This is a genomic window from Mesorhizobium sp. P3_A2, from assembly GCF_056403115.1.
Genome location: NZ_JBFUGC010000005.1, coordinates 242123 through 261900, shown reverse-complemented (window position 1 = coordinate 261900; position 19778 = coordinate 242123). Strand labels below are relative to the sequence as shown.

Genomic DNA, 19778 nt, shown 5'->3' with positions numbered 1-19778 from the left:
GTTCGGTTCGTCACCTGACTTCCTCCCACCAGGACTTTCATACCGGAAACGATATGTGATCCTGATGGCACATGGCTTGAATGGCGGCGCGGGCAGTCATCAAACCGGTCGGCAGGCCGCCGCCGGGATGCACCCATTGCCCAGCCCGCAAGAAATTGCGCAGCCCCGGCAAGGTCAGCGGCAAGGACTTGAGGCCGGTATCGGGCGTCATCAGCCAGCCTTCCATGCTGCCCTTCCAGTTGCCGGTAAAGCGGATGACCGAGGCGGGCGAGGAGATGTCGGTGACTTCGATGTCGGCTCTGATGCCTGGCATCCGGCGTTCCAGAATGCCGATGACTTCGTCGGCCACACGGTGCTTTTCCGCCTGATAGGTGTTCTGATCACGGTCACGCAAATCCGCCCAATAGCTAAAATTATGTGTCGGTAGGAAGCAGGTGACGGCGGTCTTGCCCTTTGGGGCGAAGGTCGGATCGAAGTGAAAGAAGCGGAAAGACACGTCGGGAAGCGCCGTCTCTGGGTCGATCTGAAGCGGTTCATCCAGCACGCGGGTCACATAGCCGGGCTGATCCGACAGATCGCGGGCCACACCCAAAGACACCTGAAGGTAGGATGGAAAAGTCTCAAAGCTGCCATAGGCGGCGTCGACGGCCTTGTCCTTGTACTTGCCGCCAAGCATTTCATAGATGGTGGCATGGCCGTCGGCGGCGGAAAGGACCCAGTCGGCCTTGACAATCCCGCCCCCGGCCAGCTGCACGCCCACCGCCGCATCGTCTTCGACCAGAATCTTCTCGACTTTCGCGCCGTAACGCACCTGCCCTCCCAGGGCCGCGAGCCTTTCGGCAATCAGCCGGATCAGCGCCTGCGCCCCGCCGATGGCGTAGCCCGCATTGCCCGTGCTCATCCAGCCCAGGGACAGGATCAGCGCCAGAACAGACAGGCGACCCATAGCTCCCGCCCCGAAAAAGCGCCGCAGCAGGGGGTGGTTGAAACGCTGGCCGTACTCTTCGACACTGATGTGCGACAGACGCCACAGCAAGGGCAGGTCGGGCAGGGTGCGCACCAGGCCCAGCAACTTGTGCGACCAGCCTTCGTCCAGGCCCGGCATGGGCAGGTCGCCGAGCTGGCGAATGGCCCCGACCAGGTGGCGGATTTCCGTTTCATCGCCGGGCGCGGCGTTCAGCAGCTCCGCTTCCAGCCGATCGACATCGGTATAGATGCTCATGCTGCCGCCGTGTTCGTCTTCCAAACGCAGGTATTCCTCGGCATAAACAAAGCGTAAGCTGGCGATGTCGCACACTTCCTGCCATTGCGCGTGCAAGGTGCCGGCAGGATTGGAGCCGAGCAGCCAGTGCAGGCAGGTCTCGAAGGTGTAGTCGCCCCGTCTCCAACTGGTCGCTAGTCCGCCTGGACCGTCGTGCTGTTCGAGAAGCTCGACCTCGTAGCCGCATTTTCGTGCGTAGACGGCCGCGCACAGCCCGGCGACGCCGCCGCCAATGACAATGACCTTGCGACTTTGGCTTGTCATGGCGACCTCATCCGATTGTGAATCTGATGTCTGAAGACTGAAACAAATTCGCCATCGACCACTCCACGCAGCGTAGTGATTTCGCAAGCCATCGATTGGCTCCTGAACCAGCGATGGCAGTATCAAAGCATCAAAGCCGTGAGGCGTATTTGACCTGAGTCATAAGACCGTGTGCAAAATGCGATATGCTTGCTCAGTATGGCGGGACTGATCATTCAGCTCATTCAGCAATTACCGGACGGGCGCCTAACATGGAGGCGGCGAATTTCGGGATGATTTCATGCGCATCCTCGTACTGAACGCCCACCCTGACGAAGGCAGCTTCTGTGATGCGGTGACGGCGGCGTATGTGGACGGCGCACGGGCGGCAGGCCACCGCAGCATCGCACTGAGAGAGCTGCGCTTTGATCTGGTTCTGCGCGGCGGCTTTCACAGCGCCAAGCCGCTAGAGCCCGAGATCGCTGAACAGCAGCAGTTCATTCGGTGGTGTCAGCACCCTCGTCGTGGCGTCGCCCAATTGGTGGTGGGCGGTGCCGGCATTGCTGAAGGGCTATGTTGATCGCGTTTTCCTGCCAGAGTTTGCCATGCGTTATCGCGCGCGCTTTCCCTATGTGACGCCGCTCCTGACCGGCCGGTCAGCGCGAGTGATCTACACGCAGAACTCGCTACGGATCGTCGGCTGGCTCTTTCGAGGAGACCTGTTCTGGCGATGGATTTCTAGCGCCGTGCTTGGTCACTGCGGATTTCGCCCGGTCCGCCTTGCGCATTATTCGGCAAAGGACTCCTCAGCGGAGCGGCGAACTCTGCGCAATTTCATAGGGTCACGAGGTCCTTAGCGAGTTCGCTCACCACGCCCCTGAGCCAACGATGTGCGGGATCATGACGGTATCGGACATGCCAGGCCATCTCGACGGGGAAGGTACCGAGATCAACAGGTGCCGGAATGACCTTCAGACGAGAATCACGTTCGAGGCTGCGGCAGATCAAGCGCGGGAGCGTGGCGCAATAGTCGGTGACGGCAATCATTTCCGGAACTGCCAGAAAGTGCGTCACGGACACGGCAACGTCGCGCTTGAGATTTTGGTGCCCCAACGCCTGGAAAACGCCCGCACGAATTCGGCCGGGAGGCAGCACGTTGACGTGTTTCAGGCCTTCGTACAATTCCCGAGTCAGGACGTGACCGACATCGGGATGGTCCCTGCGCACGATGCACGCAAGCCCGTCGTCCATCAGATGTTGGACCATAAGGTTGTCTGGCGGATCGATGACCCTTCCCAGCACCATGGCAGTCGTTCCCGAAATCACGCCGGTCTCAGCAAGATCATTGCCAAAGGGTGTCATGCGAAGCTTGATCCCCGGTGCCTGCTCGCGAAGCCTGGCAACCAGCGCGGGCATCAGGACCAGCTCGACATAGCTGTTCGGCGCGATCATGAACAGGCGCTCCGCGCTTGACGGATCGAAATCCTGCTGATGAGCGACCAGATCGTCCAGCTGGGCCAATGCCGCCTCGATCGTCGGCGCGATTTCCTCTGCAAGCTGTGTCGGCCTGATACCGTATCTTTCCCGAATGAACAGTGGATCTTTGAGCATGTCGCGAAGACGGTTGAGCGAATTCGAGAGTGCAGGCTGCGTAATGCCAAGACGGCTGGCAGCGCGCGTGACACTTCGTTCTTCCATAAGGGCCAAGAAGACGGGCAGAAGGTTCAGATCGTATTTCATCCAGATATAATGGTATGTGAATATCTAAAATCCAATAAGTAAATTTCTCAAATATCTATTCGGATGCGATGATCACCTTATCGAAAAGCCAGCGGGGCTGATCGAACTTCAGGCCAGACTGGCCGCGACATCAAAGGATACGGCGATGAAAGTTCTCATGGTACTCACCTCGCACGACACTCTCGGCAATACCGGTCGGAAGACCGGCTTCTGGCTCGAGGAGCTCGCAGCGCCTTACTACGTCTTCAAGGATGCCGGCGCTGAAATCACCCTTGCTTCGCCCAAGGGCGGCCAGCCGCCGCTGGACCCGAAGAGTGATGAGCCAATGTTCCAGACCGAGCTGACAGCTCGTTTCAAAACCGACGCAGAGGCAAATGCCCAGCTCGCCCACACCGTACGCCTCGACAGCGTCGACCAGAAGGACTTCGACACGGTCTTTTATCCCGGCGGCCATGGTCCAATGTGGGATCTGGCTGAAGACGCGAATTCCATTCGCCTAATCGAATCCTTCATCGCGGCCGGCAAGACGATCGCGCTGGTCTGCCATGCTCCGGGTGTGCTGCGCCATGTCAAGAATGCCGACGGCTCGCCATTCGTTGAGGGACGGTACCTCACCGGCTTCACCAACACTGAAGAGGAAGGTGTTGGCTTGACCAAGGTCGTGCCCTTCCTGGTGGAAGACGAGCTTATCAGCCGGGGGGCAGTGTTCTCTAAAGTAAAGGACTGGGGCGTCCACACTGTCGTGGATGGCCAGCTGATCAGCGGTCAGAATCCGGCATCTTCTGGCGAGGCCGCCGAAGCTCTGGTCGCCGCCCTGAGACTGGCACAAGCCAAGGCCGCTTGACCATTCAGTATCGTCAGCCGCCGACGAGCGGTGGCTGACCGTCAATGCCGACTTTACCTGTACGCGCGCTCTTGGTTCAAACTGACGGAGGCGACGAAATCTACCTTGCCCCCTCACTGACCCAAACCCAACAGGCTGCTATCGGCCCCTTCAATCTTTCAGCTCCAGACCGGTAGCAGCGCCCGATCCCAGCTCAGTTTGGGTCGGGACGCCAAAAGCGCACGTCCGATTAGCCGCGACGGAACGAAATACCCTGCCTGATCATCGGGCAAGCAAGAGACCCTTCCACAACAATTGTCAAAAAGGATGTACGAAATGAAATTCCTCGACTCAGTTAAGTCGGCCGCTGCGGGTGCTGCGATCGCAATCTCAATTGCCCTGCCGGCCAAGGCCACGGACTTCACCGCCAAAACCGTGGTACTCGTCCACGGCGCCTTCGCCGACGGGTCATCTTGGAACAAGGTCATTCCGCTTCTCCAAAAGGCTGGCCTGAAGGTCGTGGCCGTTCAAAACCCCCTCGACACTTTGGAAAATGACGTTGCTTTCACCGATCGTGCGATTGCCGATGCCGTAGGTCCGGTTGTTCTTGTGGGACACTCCTATGGAGGCGCTGTCATTACGCAGGCGGGCGTCAATCCGAAGGTGCATTCACTAGTCTACGTCGCCGCTTACGCCCCGGAGGTTGGGCAGTCGGTGCTTGACACGCAAAAGCCATACCCGGATGCGCCCGGCAGGTCATTCATCAAGAAGGATGACGCCGGCTATCTGAGGTTCACCGACGAAGGTATCTTCAACTATTTCGCACCCGATGTGCCTCGTAATGAGCGTGCATTGATCGCAGCGACACAGGGGCCGTTTGGCGTTAAGGCCGTCTCGACGCCTGTAACACAGGCGGCCTGGCACACAATTCCGTCCTTCGAGGTCGTATCTACCGATGACAAGATCATCCAGCCACAGCTACAGCGCGACCAGGTCAAGCGTCTCAAGGCGATAGCAGTCGAAGTGGCGTCGAGCCACGTGGTCATGCTGTCCCACCCGGACGTCGTGGCAAAGTTGATCATCCAGGCTGCAAAGTAATCTGATTGATCGCTGGACGACCACGCATGATCACTGGGCACTTGGTCCGGGCCCGGAAACCCGGCCCGGACTCCCTACGCAAACGCCGGAACTTCCGGCCCGCGTCGACATGCGCCCTATGGCCGCCGCCACAGCTGCGGATGTCTCCGGTTGTCAGCTCCCAGCACCGGGATTGATCGCGCCATCGGGAAGGACTGCGTCGTCAGGCGCTTGGCCATCGACTATGCTGCGTTGCGCAAAATCGATAGTTTCCATTTTGCCGATTATTCGGCAATATAAACTTCAGTCATAAAATACAACACCTATCTTCTTAAGCTATTTTGTTAGCCTACTGAAGACATCAAGCCATGCAGATTCGAGACATGTAATTAAACCAGGTCTTCGTGATATGATACAACTCGCCCGACGGGCATGGCGCGCGAGAAAGTCCGTCGACGACACAGCGCATTTGCCAAACATATCCATTTTTAGCATTCACTCACATAAATATTACAGTTCGGAAGATATATTGTGTTGCACCGCACCATTGCCCGGCTACACCATTTCCCGGGGGGATTCAGTACCGGGACGTGCGCCGTGGAGGATTCCGCCAAGGTGACCAGCTTGAGTTTTTCGCTGGCCACTACCGATTTCGAGACTGCCTCGCGCACAAGGCGCGGGTTTGCTGTTGTCGGCGCACTGTCAACGCTGGCAGACCTGAGACCCGGAATGGCGGGCCGCCGGCTTCATCGGAGATCTCAGACCGGCGGAAATGGCTGATGGTCGCGCGCGACAATCAGCTGGACGCGCTGCGCGCCATCGCTGTCACGATGGTTCTCTATTCTCATTTCCTGGCACCCAACGGGTCCTCCTTTTGGGGCCATATCGGCGTGCGGCTGTTCTTCGTGCTGAGCGGCTTCCTGATCACCCGACTGCTGCTCGAAGCCCGCGCTGCGGTCGAATTCGAAGCCGGCCCTGCATTGAGATCCTTCTACATGAGGCGCGCGCTGCGCATATTCCCGCCCTATTTCGCCGTGCTCGGGTTCGTTTGGCTGACCGATCTGGAGCAGTCCAGTGGATCGCTCGTCTGGCATGCGCTTTACCTGTCGAATTTCTGGTACGCGCTGCGCAACGAATGGACGCCCTGGCTACTCTGCCATTTCTGGAGCCTGAGCATCGAGGAACAGTTCTACATCGCCTGGCCGCTGGTCGTGCTTCTCGCACCGCGCCGGCGCGTGGAAGCGATCACTATCGGTGTCATCTTGTTGTCGCTGGCCTATCGCTTCTACTGGCCGATCACCGCCACCCCGGCACTGGCGCGCGACCTGCTGCCGCCGGCATCGATGGATGCGCTGGCCTTGGGTGCTCTGCTTGCCTGCCGGCGGGCCAGAGGCGTTGGCCTGCCGCAATGGATGCGGCTAGGCTGGCCAGTCCTTGCGGCCATCTTCCTGGCGATTGAATGGCTTATCCCGGCACCGGCCGATCCCATGCTGGAATGGGCCCGCTGGGCGCTGCTGCAGATCCTGCCCTTGGTGCCGCTGGTGGCCGTTGTCGCCGCCTGTTCAGCCGGCCTTGGCGGCGCCCTCGGCAGGGTTTTCGAGCTGCCGCCGCTGCTGTCACTGGGCCGCATCAGCTACGGCGTCTATCTCTACCATCCGATCCTTCTGTCGATCGCCGTCAAGTCACAGCCCTGGATTCCATTCAATGTCTCGGAGCAGGGGCCAGGGAGGTTCCTGGTCGCGAGCGCCGCCACGATCGCCGTCGCTTCGATCTCGTGGACGGTTTTCGAAAGGCCGCTCAACGGCCTCAAGCGCCGCTTCCCCTATGTCGCGCGCCGCCGCTCCCAGGCACGCGCCGCCGATGCCGGCTGGCTCGGCAGGGCGCCCAGCGGATCCCCCGATGGCCGCGCCGCGCTCGACCTCCAGCGAACGGATGCGCAGAGATGACCGCCGCACCGCTCGTCTCCGTCCTGCTGCCGGTCTACAATGCCGGGCCTTATCTCGCCGCTGCGCTGGGGAGCATCCTGCGGCAAGACTACGATCGCCTGGAGGTCATCGCTATCGATGACGGGTCGACTGACAATTCGCTCGAGATCCTCGAACGATACCGCCGGGCCGACAATCGCGTTTCTGTCATCTCACGTGAAAACCGCGGCCTCGTCGCCACCCTCAATGAAGGGCTCCGACTGGCCCAGGGCGAGCTGGTTGCGCGAATGGACGCGGACGATGTCGCCTATCCCCGGCGCCTCTCGCGCCAGGTGGCACTGTTCGAGCGGCGGCCCGAGCTCGGCTTCTGCGGCGCCGGCGTCGATACCTTGCTTCACGGCCGTATCGCCAAGGGCAGGCTCGACCCGGCGTTCCGATCCGGCCGGCTCGACATATTGTCGATGTTCTTTACGATATTCATGCATCCGACGGTGGTCTACAACAGGAAGGTCATAGGGAACGACGATCTCTATTACGATCCCGAATACAGGCACGCCGAGGATTTCGATCTCTTCAGGCGGCTTGCTCGCCGTTTCCCGGCGACCATCTCACCCGAGAACCTGCTCGTCTATCGCATCCATGCTGGAAGCGTGACCATGCGGCATGCAAAGGAAATGCGCAGGACGCATTTGCGCATCGTGGCCGAAAATCTCGAACGTGAGGGGCTCGCGGAAGCCACCGCGGATCTGCGCGACGTCGGCGAGACCGTCTCTTTCGACACGGTTGCGCGCGCAGCCGATTTCATCCGTGCGCTGGAAGAGCGGATTTCCACGCTGCCGGCCGACACACGGCCAAGCTTCGAGGCCGGCGCGCTGAACCTGTTCTATTTCCTCTACCAGCTCGTCAGCGATGAAAGAGAACCGCCGCTGACGCATGAATTGCTGACGCGGACAGCGAGATGGAACTTCATCCGGCGCCGCGAACAATATGCGCTGCGTCCCGGCGTCTGGGCGCCCTGGCTCAGCCTGGCCTCGATAGCGGCCGGAAAGCGGGCGGACGCGGTGGAGTACTTCTTCAAAACTACGCCGGCCGAAGCGGTGCTGGCGCGTTATCAGCGGGGAATAGTATGACCGACAGGCCCCACCCGCTCCTGCGCGATCACCCGTTTGCGAGTGCGCCTGTCCCGGCATCTCCCCGATCGGAGCGGCCGTCGCTTGAGGTCAGCTTCATCGTCTGCACGCGCGACCGCGCCGCTGTGCTGGAGGCCTGCATAGCCTCGATCCAGGCTGCATGCCGGGCGCACGCCGCCTTCGCGGCTGAGTTGGTGGTGGTCGACAATGGTTCACGGGACGGCACGTCAAAGCGGCTGGCCGGTATCGCCGAAACGTCAGACATCCCAGTCACAGCCGTCTCGGAGCCCCGTCCCGGACTAGCCGCTGCCCGCAATGCCGGATTGGCGCGAGCGCGAGGCCGTGTGCTGGTCTTCATCGACGATGACTGCAAGCTCGATCGCGACTATCTCCGCGACCTCGAGCGGCACTACCGGAACGGCGAGAAGTGGCTGATCCGCGGCGGCCGCGTCGAGCTCGGTGATGCCCGGGACCTGCCCTTCACCATCAAGCGCTGCGAGGCGCGCGAGCGGCTGACCCCGGCGGTCCACCCGGGCGGCTTCGTGCTCGGCTGCAACATGACCATGCACCGCGACGTCGCGGCCCGCATCGGGCCGTTCGACGAACGCTTCGGCGCTGGCGGCCCGCTACGCTCGGCTGAGGATACGGATTATCTCGTGCGGGCGATGCTGCTCGGCATGCCGGTCGAGTACGTGCCCGACATGATCGTCTTGCATCATCACGGCCGGCGAGACCGCAAATCGATCGACAGGCTGCACCGCGACTATAGCCTCGGTAATGGTGCGCTGTGCCTGAAACATGTCCGCCACGCCCCTTGGCTGCTTCGCCATGTCTATTGGTCGGCGCGGGCCGCATTCAAGGAACTGGCGGGCCGTCCTCGCTTCGACCGCGACCTCGATCTGTCGCACTGGCCTATTGTCGTCATGAATCTGGCAGGTGCCGCCAGATTTGCGCTTCTCGTCATGATGGGATGGCCAAAACGGCTGCCGCTGCGCCAGGACCGGCAAGCCAGCGAAGCCAATGCGGAGGCCAGAGCGCGATAATGTCACGGATTCCGTCAGCCCTGCCAATGCTGCGCCGCGCGCTTGGTGGCAGGCTGTTGCGGCTCGTTCCCATCGTGGTGGGGCTCGGGCTTGCGGGCGCCGCGCTGGAAGGCCTCGGTATCGGCCTCATCATTCCGCTGCTCGGCATCATTATGGGGCGTGGCGAAACATCAGGCATGGCCGGTTTCTCCGCCCTCCTCCAGCAGGTTGGAGCGGACCTCGGCGAGCGCGAGCGGCTGATCGCCATTTCGGCCGCGATCCTCGGTTCGATCGTGCTGAAGAATGTCTTTGCCTTCGCCAACACGCTGCTGACCAGCTTCATCTACGGCAAGGCAGGGTATTCGATCCGCAGCGCACTGTCGGAGCAGTTGCTCAGGGTCGGCTACCCTTTTTTCCTGCAGCAAAGCCCCGGGCGGCTGCTCAACATCATCTCCAACGAATCCTGGCGAGCGTCCGACGCTATCCAGGCCCTCCTCGGCGCGATCGTCAGTGCCTCGGCCGCCGTCATCCTGCTCGCCTTCCTCCTGCTCCTGTCCTGGCAGATGACGCTGCTGGTGACGCTGGGGCTGGCGCTTGTCCAGCTGGCGCACGGGATCTTGTCGTCCAATCTGAAGGCGCCGAGCCGCAGCGTCGTCTCGCGCAACAGCGCACTCGCGTCGCAGATGCTGCATCTGGTGCATGCTGGGCGCCTGATCCGCATCTTCGGGCAGGAGAGCCGCGAAAAGGCGATTTTCGCCAAAGCGTCCGACGGGGTGCGGCGGGCGGCTTTCGCGCTTTCAATCCGCCAGGGCGTCTTGCCGCCGCTGACCGAGGTGTTGCACGCGATGCTGTTCCTGGCGGTGGTGATCGGAGCCTGGCTGGCGAATGTGAGCTTCCCGCTGACCGTTGCCTTCCTTATCCTGCTCTACCGGCTGCAGCCGCATATGCGCGCCTTGCAGATGTCGTGGAGTCAGCTGCAAGGCATGAGCGGCTCGCTGGAGGAGGTGCAATGGCTGCTCGATCCTTCCGACAAGCCCGAGGCGCCGCAGGGCAGCCTGCCGTTCGACGGTTTGCGCCAAGGGATCAGCTTCGACGATGTGAGCTTCGCTTATTCCGGTGCCCTGCCGGGCCCCGACGCGCGCGAGGCGGTGCTGCATCAGGCGGTGTTCAACATCCGCAGCGGCCGCTCGACGGCGCTGATCGGCCGCTCGGGCGCCGGCAAGACGACGATCGTCAATCTCCTGTGCCGCTTCATCGAACCCGACAGCGGCAGGATCCTCGTCGATGGGGCACCGCTGGGTGAAATCGACCCAAGGCAGTGGCTGCGGAACATTGCCTTGGCCAGCCAGGAGCTGGAATTGGTCGACGGCACCATTTTTGAAAACATTGTCTACGGCCACGACACGGCGTCGGCCAGCGATGCCATGCACGCCGCAAAGCTGGCCGAGGCACATGAATTCATCGAGCACCTGCCGCGGGGTTACGCGACACTTGTCGGATACCGGGGCGTCAATCTGTCAGCCGGACAAAGGCAAAGGATTGCGCTAGCGCGGGCGCTGGTGCGCGATCCCGATATCCTCATCCTCGACGAAGCCACCAGTGCGGTGGATGGGTTGTCGGAAGCCGCTATTGTCGAGACGCTGAAGTCGCGGGCCGGCCGCCGCACCACCATTGTCATCAGCCATCACCACAGCACCATCTCGTTCTGCGACGACGTTGTGATCTTGAGCCGCGGCCGGGTGAAGAAACAGGCCCCCTTCGCAACGCTGGCAAAGCTTAGCATGGACGAGCTTTACCAACACGGAGCGGGTGAGTAACGGGGCGCACCCGAATCCTGCCGGCAAACCAACGCCGCGACGCATTCCCGATTATGCGAAAGCAATTGCCAGAGAGGTCAGGCGGCCTGTTTCTTCGCCAGCCTTGCCTTGATCGAGGCGACATCGGCGCGCGGCGTCGCGGCGAACAGCGTCCTGGTGTAGTTGTGCTTGGGGTCGGCAAAGACCTCCTCGCGCGAGCCGTATTCGACGGCTTCGCCGAAATACATCACCATCACGTCGTCGGCGATGTAGCGCACGACAGACAGATCGTGGCTGATGAAGACATAGGTCAGCTGGAACTCGTCCTGCAGGTCGGCGAGCAGATTGAGCACCTGCGCCTGCACCGACAGATCGAGCGCGGAGACCGGTTCGTCGAGCACCAAAAGGCTCGGGTTCAGCATCAGCGCGCGCGCGATGGCGATACGCTGGCGCTGGCCGCCCGAGAACATATGCGGGTAGCGATTGTAGTGCTCGGTTCCAAGGCCGACCTTCTTCAGCATCTTCATGGCGAGGTCGCGCCGCTCTTCGGCCGGCTTGTCGGTGTTGATGAGCAGCGGTTCACCCAACACGTCGCCGATCTTCTGGCGCGGATTGAGCGAGCCGTAAGGATTCTGGAAGACGATCTGCACCTTGCGGCGCATTTCCTTGGTCAGGCCGTTCCGGGCGATGTCGACCTTGTTGCCGTCGATGAACAGTTCGCCGGACGTCGCCGGATCGATCAGCGTGATGATGCGGGCCAGCGTGGACTTGCCGCAGCCGCTTTCACCGACGATGGCCAGCGTCTTGCCCTTGTCGACACTGAACGAAACGCCCTTGACCGCATGCACGGTGCGCGCGCCGCGAAACAGGCCGCCGCCGACGTGATAGTCGCGCTTGATGTTCTTGCCTTCGACGACCTTGATGCTCATCAGGCGACTCCGGCGGCCGGTTCGAACAGCATGTCGGAGACGGTCGGCAGCCTGTCGCCGACGGCGTTGTCCGGCAGCGCCGACAAAAGCGCGCGGGTGTAATTGCTCTTCGGCGATTCAAACAGCGACAGCACGTCGGCCTCTTCCATCTTGCGGCCCTTGTACTGAACGATGACGCGGTCGGCGGTCTCGGCGACGACGCCCATATTGTGGGTGATCATGATCAGGCCCATGCCGTATTTGACCTGCAGCGAGACCAGCAGGTCGAGGATCTGTTTCTGGATGGTGACGTCGAGCGCGGTGGTCGGTTCGTCGGCGATCAGGAGCTTCGGATTGCAGGCGATGGCAATGGCGATCATGACGCGCTGGCACTGGCCGCCCGACATCTGGTGCGGGAACGAGTTAAGCCGTTCAGCCGGCTCGGCAATGCCGACCTGCGTCAAAAGCTCGATGGCGCGCTCGCGGCGCTGGGCCTTGTCCATGCCCATATGGAAGCGCAGCACTTCCTCGATCTGGAAGCCGACCGTGAAGCACGGATTGAGGCTGGCCATCGGCTCCTGGAAGATCATCGACATGTCCTTACCGACGATCTTGCGCCGCTCGGCCGGGCTCAGCTTCAGGAGGTCGCGGCCATTGAAGCTCATCTCGTCGGCAGTGACCGTCGCGGTCCACGGCAAAAGGCCCATCACCGCCAGCATCGACACCGATTTGCCGGAGCCGGATTCGCCGACGATGGCCAGCACTTCACGTTCGTTGACATGCAGCGAGACGCCGTCGACCGCGCGGAACGGGCCGGATGCGGTCTGGAACTCGACGACGAGATTGCGGATGTTGAGCAGCGCCATCACGACCTCCGCAGCTTCGGATCGAGCGCATCGCGCAGGCCGTCGCCGACCAGGTTGATGGCCAGAACGGTGATGAGGATGGCGAGGCCAGGGAAGGTCACCACCCACCAGGCGCGCAGGATGAATTCACGCGCCGAGGCGAGCATGGTTCCCCATTCCGGCGTGGGCGGCTGGGCGCCGAGGCCGAGGAAGCCGAGAGCGGCCGCCTCGAGGATGGCGTTGGAGAAGGACAGCGTGCCTTGGACGATCAGCGGCGCCAAGCAGTTGGGCAGGATGGTGCGCAGCATCAGCCTTATATGTCCCGCGCCGGCGACCTTGGCGGCGACCACATATTCACGGCTCTTTTCGGCCATGACAGCAGCGCGCACCAGGCGCGCGAAATGCGGCTGCAGGACAAGCGCAATGGCCAGCATGGCGTTGAACAGGCCGGGGCCGAGGATGGTGACCAGAACCAGCGCCAAAAGCAGCGACGGGAAGGACAGGATCAAATCCATGACGCGCATGATCGCCACGTCGACCCAGCCGCGGAAATAGCCGGCCAGCAGGCCAAGCATGATGCCGCCGGTAAGTGCCAGCGTGACGACGACGGCGCCGATCAGCAGCGAGAAACGCGCGCCATAGAGCAGGCGCGAGAGCATGTCGCGGCCGACCGCGTCGGTGCCGAGCAGATATTCGGCGCTGCCGCCCGCCTGCCATGCCGGCGGCCGCAGGAACGCGGTCTTGTCCTGGATGTCGGGCGCATAGGGCGCCAGCAGCGGCGCAAACAGCGCTGCCAGCACCAGCAGGATGAATACGAACAGGCCGATGACGGCGCCGCGGTTCACCGAGAAATAGTGCCAGAAGGTCCTGAAGCCGGTCAGGCGATCAGGATTGCCGGCGGCCATCGGGGCGATTTCGGTCGACTGGCTCATCACGCTGCCCTGATGCGCGGGTTGATGACGGCGTAAAGCACGTCGACGATCAGGTTCACGGCCATGACGATAAGGGCGATCAAGAGCAAGCCCGACTGCACGACGACATAGTCGCGCTTGGATATGGAATCGACCATCCACTTGCCGATGCCCGGCCAGGCGAAGATGGTTTCGGTGAGAATGGCGCCGGCGAGGAGCGTACTGACCTGCAGGCCGATGGTGGTGACCACCGGGATGAGCGCATTGCGCAGCGCGTGCACGCCGATGACGCGGGACGACGACAGCCCCTTGGCGCGGGCGGTCCGGACATAGTCCTCGCCCAGCACTTCGAGCATGGCCGAACGCGTCTGGCGGGCGATCACCGCCAGCGGGATGGTGCCGAGCACAATTGTAGGCAGCACCAGATGGCTCAATGCCGAGCGGAAAGCATCCCATTTGCCGTAAAGCAGGCTGTCGAGGGTCAGGAAGCCGGTGATAGGCTTGATGAAGAACTGCAGGCCGATGCGGCCGGAAACCGGGGTCCAGCCGAGATAGCCGGAGAAAAAGATAATCAGCAGCAGGCCCCACCAAAAGATCGGCATGGAATAGCCGACAAGGGCTGTGCCCATCAGCCCCTGGTCGAACCAGGAGCCGCGCTTGACCGCAGCGAAGATGCCCGCGGGAATGCCCAGCAGCATGGCGAAGATCATGGCGAAGACAGAGAGCTCGATGGTTGCCGGGAAGAGCGTCATGAAATCTTCGATGACCGGGCGCTTGGACGAGATCGACACGCCGAAATTACCGGTCGCGGCATCGCGGACATAATGCGCGTATTGCTCCCAGATCGGCAGATTGTAGCCGAACTGTTCCTTCAGTTCCGCGTAGCGCTCGGGCGACACGCCATGCTCGCCGGCCATGGCAAGGATGGGATCGCCGGGCAGCAGCCTGACAAAAGCGAAGGCACAGATGGTGATGCCGATCAGCGTCGGAAGCACCAAGACGATTTTGTTGAGGAGATATCGGAGCATCTTGAAAAGGGGGCGGCGCTTGATTGCGCGCCGCCCGCCTAACAGTTCTATTCGGCCTTGTCGACGCCGTCGAAGCGATGAATGCCAAGCGGATCCATCATGTAACCGCTGACATTCTTGCGCACGACGGAGTAGACTTGGCTGTGTGCCATGAGGAAGGCCGGAGCCTGCTTGGCAAAGACAACCTGCGCCTGTTCATAGAGCTTGGTGCGTTCGGCCTGGTCGCTGGTCTTCTTGGCCTTCTGGATCAGGTCCTCGAAGTCCTTGTCGCACCAGCTGGAGTAGTTCGACACGCCGATGGCGGAGCAAGCGAACAGCGTGGCGAAGAAGTTGTCCGGATCGCCATTGTCACCGGTCCAGCCGATCTGGAAGGCGCCGGGGCGTTCCTTCTTCTTGCCTTCCTCGCGATACTTCGTCCACTCGTAGCTGACGATCTCCGCCTTGACGCCGACCTTGGCCCAGTCAGCCTGGATCAGCTCGGCGGCACGCTGGAAGTTCGGGTTGTAGGGACGAACGCGATCGGAGGCCCAGAGCTGGATCTCCTTCAGCCCGGCATCGGCCAGCACCTTCTTGGCCGCTTCCGGATCATAGGCGTCGGACTTCACGTCCTTGTTCCATGACCACATGGTCGGCGGGATCAGGTTTTCGGCCGGCGTGGCGCCGGCATCCTGGAACAGCGACTTGATGAGCGACGCCCGGTCGATCGCCTGGTTGAGTGCGTGGCGCACTTCAGGCTTGTCGAGCGGCGGGATGGTGGTGTTGTAGCTCATATAGCCGATGTTCAGGCCGGCCTGATCCATCAGGGTCACGTCGGCGTTGGCCTTGATCGTGCCGATGTCGGCAGGATTCGGATAGGGCGCGATGTCGCATTCGCCGGCGAGCACCTTCTGGATGCGTGCGGTCGCGTCAGGGGTGATGGCGAAGACGAGATCGTCGATCTTTTCCTTGCCCTTGAAGTAATCCGGGTTGGCCGCATAGCGGATCACCGAATCCAGCTGATAGTCGACGAACTGGAACGGACCGGTGCCGATCGGCTTGGTCGAGAAGTCGGCCATCTTGCCTTCCTTCTCGAGCTGGTCGGCATATTCCTTCGACACGATCGAGGCGAAGTCCATGCCGAGATTGGCCAGCATCGGCGCGTTCGGCTCGGTCAGCGTCAGCTTCACGGTCAGGTCGTCGACCTTTTCCCACTTGGCGACATATTTCGGCATATCCATGCCGGTGTAGTAATCCCAGGTCAGGTTCGGCAGGTACTTTTCGCCGTTCCAGGGGTTTTCCTTGTTGAACTGGCGATCGAAGGAGAAGACGACGTCGTCCGCATTGAAGTCACGGGTCGGCTTGAAATAGTCGGTGGTTTGGAACTTCACACCCGGATGCAGATGGAAAGTATAGACCAGGCCGTCGTCGGAGATTTCCCATTTATCGGCGAGGCCGGGCTCGATCTCGGTGCCGCCATGCTTGAATTCGACCAGGCGCGAATAAACGGTACGCGACGAGGCGTCGAAGTCGTTGCCGCCCGTCGTGGTACCCGGGTCGAAGTTGGCCGGCGAGGCCTCCGAGCAGTAGACCAGCGTCTTGGCATTGGCCACGCCGCCGAGGACGCTTGCAGCCAGCAACGCGGCTGCAAAAGTCAGTTTCTTTTTCATTGAGCACTCCCTGATGTTCTTCCAAGCCCCTCTATCAGGCTCGCGAAGCGCGCATATAAGCACCGTTTTTCCGGCTTTGGAACACCCTGTTTGCCTACCCCACCGTAAGCAGAAAATATTTCTCGGCTTTTGCTCGATTTCAGAAAGAAATAGCAAAATCTGCTAATCACGGGATTGTTAACGACCGCATTTTTTCATTGATAACCGATATCGCTGGAACAATGATCCATGGGCCCGGGTCCCTCAAGGCCATCGCGACGAGCTGGTGCCTAAGACAGCAGCGCGGGACAGATTTTGACGGCAAATCTTTGCCGTCCTGCCGCTGGGGCAAGACTTGCACGGCCGCCGATAGTCGCAATAGATAGATGACACGCCGGATTTCCCGGGAATACGCGACATCGCTGCAGCGGAGGACGCCTCACCATAGAGAGGCGGTGCAGCATGGAGCAGGCAACGAACGACTGAGGGAGGCTAGAGGTGGCAAAAGCAACAAAGACAACGGCCCCGGCGAAAGCAAAAGCGGCAACCGCTTCAAAACCCGCCGCCGCTGCCGCCAAGCCGAAAGCGCCACCGGCCAAGACCGCCGCCAAGCCTAAGGCAGCCAGCGCGCCGGCGAAGGCAAGCGCCAGGCCGGCAGCGAAACCTGCGACCAAGCCCGCGGCCGCGAAGACAGCACCTTTTGCAAAGCCCGCCGCCAGCCCCGCAGCGAAAACGGCGGCGGCAAAGCCGGCCTCAAAACCGGCGCCGAGCCCGGCCAAAAAACTGCCGAAGACGCTGACAGCGCTTGCCGCAGGCTTGCCTGAAAAGCCGTGGCTCAAGAGCTATTCGAAAGTCGTGCCGGCCGAGATCGGCACCCTGCCCTACAGTTCGATCGGCGACTTCCTGGTCGGCGCCTGCAAACAGTTTTCCGGCCAGCCGGCATTCGTGTGCATGGGCAAGTCGATCTCCTATGCCGAGCTCGAGCGGCACTCGACCGCCTTTGGCGCCTATCTGCAATCGAAGGGCCTGCAGAAGGGCGCCCGCGTGGCGCTGATGATGCCGAATGTGCTGCAATATCCGGTGGCGATGATGGCCGTGCTTCGCGCCGGCTATGTCGTGGTGAACATCAATCCGCTCTACACGCCACGCGAGCTCGAACACCAGCTCAAGGATTCCGGCGCGCAGGCGATCGTCATTCTGGAGAATTTTGCAAGCACCCTGGACGCGGTGATCGCCAGGACTGATGTCAAGCATGTGGTGGTCGCGGCGATGGGCGACATGCTCGGCGGCCTCAAGGGCACGATCGTCAACCTCGTCGTGCGGCGGGTGAAGAAGATGGTGCCGGCCTGGTCGCTGCCCGGCCATGTCAAGTTCAATGCGGCCGTGAAGGCCGGCGCCGGTATCGCCTTCAAGCCAGCCAAGATGGAAGCAAGCGACGTCGCCTTTCTGCAATATACCGGCGGCACCACGGGGATTTCCAAAGGTGCTGTGCTGCTGCACTCCAATGTGCTGTCCAATGTGGCGCAGAACACGCTGTGGCTGCAGGACGCCTACGCGATCAAGCCGAAGCCGGCGCATCTCAACTTCATTTGCGCGCTGCCGCTCTACCATATCTTCGCGCTGACGGTGAACGCGCTGATGGGCATGCAGCAAGGCGCCCAGAACGTGCTCATTCCCAACCCGCGCGATATTCCGGCTTTCGTCAAGGAATTGCAGAAATACCCGGCGCACATTTTCCCCGGTCTCAACACGCTGTTCAACGCGCTGCTCAACAATGAGGACTTCCGCAAGCTCGACTTCAAACCGCTGATCATGACGCTGGGCGGCGGCATGGCGGTGCAGAAGGGCGTTGCCGAGCGCTGGAAGGCGTTGACCGGCAACTCGATCACCGAGGGCTACGGGCTGTCGGAGACCTCGCCCGTGGCCACCGCCAACAAGTTCAGCGACAGCAATTTCACCGGCACGATCGGCCTGCCGCTGCCGTCGACCGAGATCGCCATCCGCGACGACGACGGCAACAATCTGCCGCTGGGCGAGGTCGGCGAGATCTGCATCCGCGGGCCGCAAGTGATGGCCGGTTATTGGAACCGGCCGGATGAGACCGCCAAGGTGATGACCAAGGACGGCTTCTTCAAGTCCGGCGACATGGGCTTCATGGACGAGCGCGGCTACACCAAGATCGTCGACCGCAAGAAGGACATGATCCTGGTCTCAGGCTTCAACGTCTATCCGAACGAACTCGAGGAAGTCGTCGCCCAGCATCCGGGCGTGCTGGAAGTGGCGGCAATCGGCGTGCCGGACGAGCATTCGGGCGAAGTACCAAAATTGTTCGTGGTCAAGAAGGACCCGGCGCTGACCGTCGAGGCACTGACCGCCTATTGTCGCGAGAACTTGACCGGCTACAAGCGGCCGAAATACATCGAGTTCCGGACCGAATTGCCGAAGACACCAGTGGGCAAGATTTTGCGCCGGGCATTGCGGGAATAGGCGCGATTGACCAAGGGCACAGGTTGCGCCGGGATCGCGGAGGACAATCGACGTCCCGATCCGGCGATGTTTATTAAGGCGAACCTGCGGCTTGTGCCGGTCCCCGCGCTTCCTGAAATCCAGCTCTATACGGCTCATCCCGGCAGTGGCCTGAGGCGGCTGGTCGATCCGCATCAAAGCGCGGACGACGATGCGGTAGAGCCGGACGACGATGTGCCCGAAACGCAGCCACCCTACTGGGCCTATGCCTGGGCCGGCGGCGCGGTGCTTGCGCGCCATATACTCGACCATCCGCAAAGCGTGGCCGGCCGCCGCGTGCTCGACCTCGGCGCCGGCTCGGGCCTCGTCGCCATCGCGGCCGCGAAAGCCGGCGCCAGCGCGGTGATCGCGGCCGAGATCGACCGCAACGGCGTCGTCGCAATCGGCCTCAACGCCGCAGCCAACGGCGTCACGATCACCATTCTCGACCAGGATATCACCACAGGCCCGCCGCCGGCGATCGACCTCGTGCTTGCAGGCGACGTGTTCTACGGCCGCGAGGTTGCTTTGCGGGTTATCCCGTTCCTCGACCGCTGCCTGGCAGCCGGCATCGAGGTGCTGATCGGCGATCCCCGTCGCGCCGACCTACCACTGTCGCGGCTGCGGTTGCTCGCCGAATATCAGGTGCCGGACTTCGGCGACGCAAAGGGCGTTGCGACCAAGCCGAGCGGGGTGTTTTCGTTTAAGCTGGAAGATCGCTGACGCGGCAAGCCCGATCGCTGAATGGCCAGGTTCGACTCAACGCTGATTTGCGCCGGTCTGACGTGAACGACTGCTTTGCGCCTCATGGCAGTCGTTCCTGCGATCCCGTCCATTCACCAAAAGCGGTCATCGCTATTGCAGAGGCCACAGGCAGCTTTGCGCCATAAGCTGACATTGGCTCGCCGCTCCATTGCAGCACAATTCCTGAGACGTGAG

General features: G+C 61.7%; 17 protein-coding genes. 10 read left to right on the top strand and 7 right to left on the bottom strand.

All coding sequences use genetic code 11. The annotated features are described in order from the left end of the window. Positions 1 to 37: 37 nt before the first annotated feature. Complete coding sequence (locus AC1DXM_RS14105) at positions 38 to 1525, bottom strand: phytoene desaturase family protein (RefSeq protein WP_477233597.1); 1488 nt, start codon at positions 1523 to 1525, stop codon at positions 38 to 40. Positions 1526 to 1805: 280 nt separating this feature from the next. On the opposite strand from AC1DXM_RS14105, the gene AC1DXM_RS14100 reads away from it, so the two are divergent. Both AC1DXM_RS14100 and AC1DXM_RS14095 read left to right on the top strand, forming a co-directional pair. Next, a complete protein-coding gene (locus AC1DXM_RS14100) occupies positions 1806 to 2084 on the top strand; it encodes an NAD(P)H-dependent oxidoreductase (protein WP_477233596.1) in 279 nt (92 codons plus the stop codon). Next, positions 2029 to 2361: an NAD(P)H-dependent oxidoreductase gene (locus tag AC1DXM_RS14095; protein WP_477233595.1), complete on the top strand. Its 333-nt coding sequence runs from the start codon at positions 2029 to 2031 to the stop codon at positions 2359 to 2361. Before AC1DXM_RS14100 ends, AC1DXM_RS14095 begins: the two co-directional genes overlap by 56 nt. On the opposite strand, the gene AC1DXM_RS14090 is transcribed toward AC1DXM_RS14095, so the two are convergent. Next, complete coding sequence (locus AC1DXM_RS14090; RefSeq protein WP_477233594.1) at positions 2339 to 3244, bottom strand: LysR family transcriptional regulator; 906 nt, start codon at positions 3242 to 3244, stop codon at positions 2339 to 2341. The two genes, AC1DXM_RS14095 and AC1DXM_RS14090, sit on opposite strands and share 23 nt — an antisense overlap. A gap of 145 nt (positions 3245 to 3389) precedes the next feature. Between AC1DXM_RS14090 and AC1DXM_RS14085 the strand changes: the two genes are divergently transcribed. The 6 genes from AC1DXM_RS14085 to AC1DXM_RS14060 all read left to right on the top strand — a co-directional run bounded on the left by AC1DXM_RS14085 (position 3390) and on the right by AC1DXM_RS14060 (position 11038). Next, positions 3390 to 4088, top strand: a complete 699-nt coding sequence (locus AC1DXM_RS14085; protein WP_477233593.1) for a type 1 glutamine amidotransferase domain-containing protein — start codon at positions 3390 to 3392, stop codon at positions 4086 to 4088. A 315-nt stretch (positions 4089 to 4403) separates the two neighbouring features. Next, positions 4404 to 5165 (top strand): alpha/beta fold hydrolase, encoded by a 762-nt coding sequence (locus AC1DXM_RS14080; RefSeq protein ID WP_477233592.1) that lies wholly within the window; start codon positions 4404 to 4406, stop codon positions 5163 to 5165. 758 nt (positions 5166 to 5923) lie between these two features. Further along, positions 5924 to 7090 (top strand): acyltransferase family protein, encoded by a 1167-nt coding sequence (locus tag AC1DXM_RS14075; RefSeq protein WP_477233591.1) that lies wholly within the window; start codon positions 5924 to 5926, stop codon positions 7088 to 7090. Continuing rightward, on the top strand, positions 7087 to 8199 hold the full coding sequence (locus tag AC1DXM_RS14070; RefSeq protein ID WP_477233590.1) for a glycosyltransferase family 2 protein: 1113 nt from the start codon (positions 7087 to 7089) through the stop codon (positions 8197 to 8199). Before AC1DXM_RS14075 ends, AC1DXM_RS14070 begins: the two co-directional genes overlap by 4 nt. Beyond that, a complete protein-coding gene (locus AC1DXM_RS14065; protein WP_477233589.1) occupies positions 8196 to 9242 on the top strand; it encodes a glycosyltransferase family 2 protein in 1047 nt (348 codons plus the stop codon). The genes AC1DXM_RS14070 and AC1DXM_RS14065 overlap by 4 nt, the downstream gene beginning before the upstream one ends. Beyond that, complete coding sequence (locus AC1DXM_RS14060) at positions 9242 to 11038, top strand: ABC transporter ATP-binding protein (RefSeq protein WP_477233588.1); 1797 nt, start codon at positions 9242 to 9244, stop codon at positions 11036 to 11038. The genes AC1DXM_RS14065 and AC1DXM_RS14060 overlap by 1 nt, the downstream gene beginning before the upstream one ends. A gap of 77 nt (positions 11039 to 11115) precedes the next feature. Here the strand turns inward: AC1DXM_RS14060 and AC1DXM_RS14055 are convergent, their stop codons facing one another. The 5 genes from AC1DXM_RS14055 to AC1DXM_RS14035 are packed head-to-tail and all read right to left on the bottom strand — an operon-like array spanning position 11116 to position 16355. Next, entirely contained in the window at positions 11116 to 11946 is an 831-nt protein-coding gene (locus AC1DXM_RS14055; protein ID WP_477233587.1) for a dipeptide ABC transporter ATP-binding protein, read from the bottom strand. Then, complete coding sequence (locus AC1DXM_RS14050; RefSeq protein WP_477233586.1) at positions 11946 to 12791, bottom strand: ABC transporter ATP-binding protein; 846 nt, start codon at positions 12789 to 12791, stop codon at positions 11946 to 11948. Before AC1DXM_RS14050 ends, AC1DXM_RS14055 begins: the two co-directional genes overlap by 1 nt. Then, positions 12791 to 13675, bottom strand: a complete 885-nt coding sequence (locus AC1DXM_RS14045; RefSeq protein WP_454588178.1) for an ABC transporter permease subunit — start codon at positions 13673 to 13675, stop codon at positions 12791 to 12793. Before AC1DXM_RS14045 ends, AC1DXM_RS14050 begins: the two co-directional genes overlap by 1 nt. Before the next feature lie 26 nt (positions 13676 to 13701). Then, complete coding sequence (locus tag AC1DXM_RS14040) at positions 13702 to 14709, bottom strand: ABC transporter permease subunit (RefSeq protein ID WP_477233585.1); 1008 nt, start codon at positions 14707 to 14709, stop codon at positions 13702 to 13704. Between the two features lie 47 nt (positions 14710 to 14756). Further along, the gene (locus AC1DXM_RS14035) at positions 14757 to 16355 is read right to left on the bottom strand and encodes an ABC transporter substrate-binding protein (RefSeq protein ID WP_477233584.1); all 1599 of its coding nucleotides are present in this window, start codon (positions 16353 to 16355) and stop codon (positions 14757 to 14759) included. A 477-nt stretch (positions 16356 to 16832) separates the two neighbouring features. On the opposite strand from AC1DXM_RS14035, the gene AC1DXM_RS14030 reads away from it, so the two are divergent. Both AC1DXM_RS14030 and AC1DXM_RS14025 read left to right on the top strand, forming a co-directional pair. After that, positions 16833 to 18821 carry a long-chain-fatty-acid--CoA ligase gene (locus AC1DXM_RS14030; protein WP_477233583.1) on the top strand — a complete coding sequence of 663 codons (1989 nt, stop codon included), beginning with the start codon at positions 16833 to 16835 and terminating at the stop codon, positions 18819 to 18821. 66 nt (positions 18822 to 18887) lie between these two features. Next, on the top strand, positions 18888 to 19562 hold the full coding sequence (locus AC1DXM_RS14025; RefSeq protein WP_477233742.1) for a class I SAM-dependent methyltransferase: 675 nt from the start codon (positions 18888 to 18890) through the stop codon (positions 19560 to 19562). Positions 19563 to 19778 lie beyond the last annotated feature (216 nt).

Coding starts and splice junctions, on each gene's coding strand:
- AC1DXM_RS14025 (WP_477233742.1), top strand. CDS start 18,888: ATGTTTATTAAGGCGAACCTGCGGCTTGTGCCGGTCCCCGCGCTTCCT.
- AC1DXM_RS14105 (WP_477233597.1), bottom strand. CDS start 1,525: ATGACAAGCCAAAGTCGCAAGGTCATTGTCATTGGCGGCGGCGTCGCC.
- AC1DXM_RS14080 (WP_477233592.1), top strand. CDS start 4,404: ATGAAATTCCTCGACTCAGTTAAGTCGGCCGCTGCGGGTGCTGCGATC.
- AC1DXM_RS14050 (WP_477233586.1), bottom strand. CDS start 12,791: ATGGCGCTGCTCAACATCCGCAATCTCGTCGTCGAGTTCCAGACCGCA.
- AC1DXM_RS14075 (WP_477233591.1), top strand. CDS start 5,924: ATGGTCGCGCGCGACAATCAGCTGGACGCGCTGCGCGCCATCGCTGTC.
- AC1DXM_RS14060 (WP_477233588.1), top strand. CDS start 9,242: ATGTCACGGATTCCGTCAGCCCTGCCAATGCTGCGCCGCGCGCTTGGT.
- AC1DXM_RS14055 (WP_477233587.1), bottom strand. CDS start 11,946: ATGAGCATCAAGGTCGTCGAAGGCAAGAACATCAAGCGCGACTATCAC.
- AC1DXM_RS14065 (WP_477233589.1), top strand. CDS start 8,196: ATGACCGACAGGCCCCACCCGCTCCTGCGCGATCACCCGTTTGCGAGT.
- AC1DXM_RS14040 (WP_477233585.1), bottom strand. CDS start 14,709: ATGCTCCGATATCTCCTCAACAAAATCGTCTTGGTGCTTCCGACGCTG.
- AC1DXM_RS14100 (WP_477233596.1), top strand. CDS start 1,806: ATGCGCATCCTCGTACTGAACGCCCACCCTGACGAAGGCAGCTTCTGT.
- AC1DXM_RS14090 (WP_477233594.1), bottom strand. CDS start 3,244: ATGAAATACGATCTGAACCTTCTGCCCGTCTTCTTGGCCCTTATGGAA.
- AC1DXM_RS14070 (WP_477233590.1), top strand. CDS start 7,087: ATGACCGCCGCACCGCTCGTCTCCGTCCTGCTGCCGGTCTACAATGCC.
- AC1DXM_RS14085 (WP_477233593.1), top strand. CDS start 3,390: ATGAAAGTTCTCATGGTACTCACCTCGCACGACACTCTCGGCAATACC.
- AC1DXM_RS14045 (WP_454588178.1), bottom strand. CDS start 13,675: ATGGCCGCCGGCAATCCTGATCGCCTGACCGGCTTCAGGACCTTCTGG.
- AC1DXM_RS14035 (WP_477233584.1), bottom strand. CDS start 16,355: ATGAAAAAGAAACTGACTTTTGCAGCCGCGTTGCTGGCTGCAAGCGTC.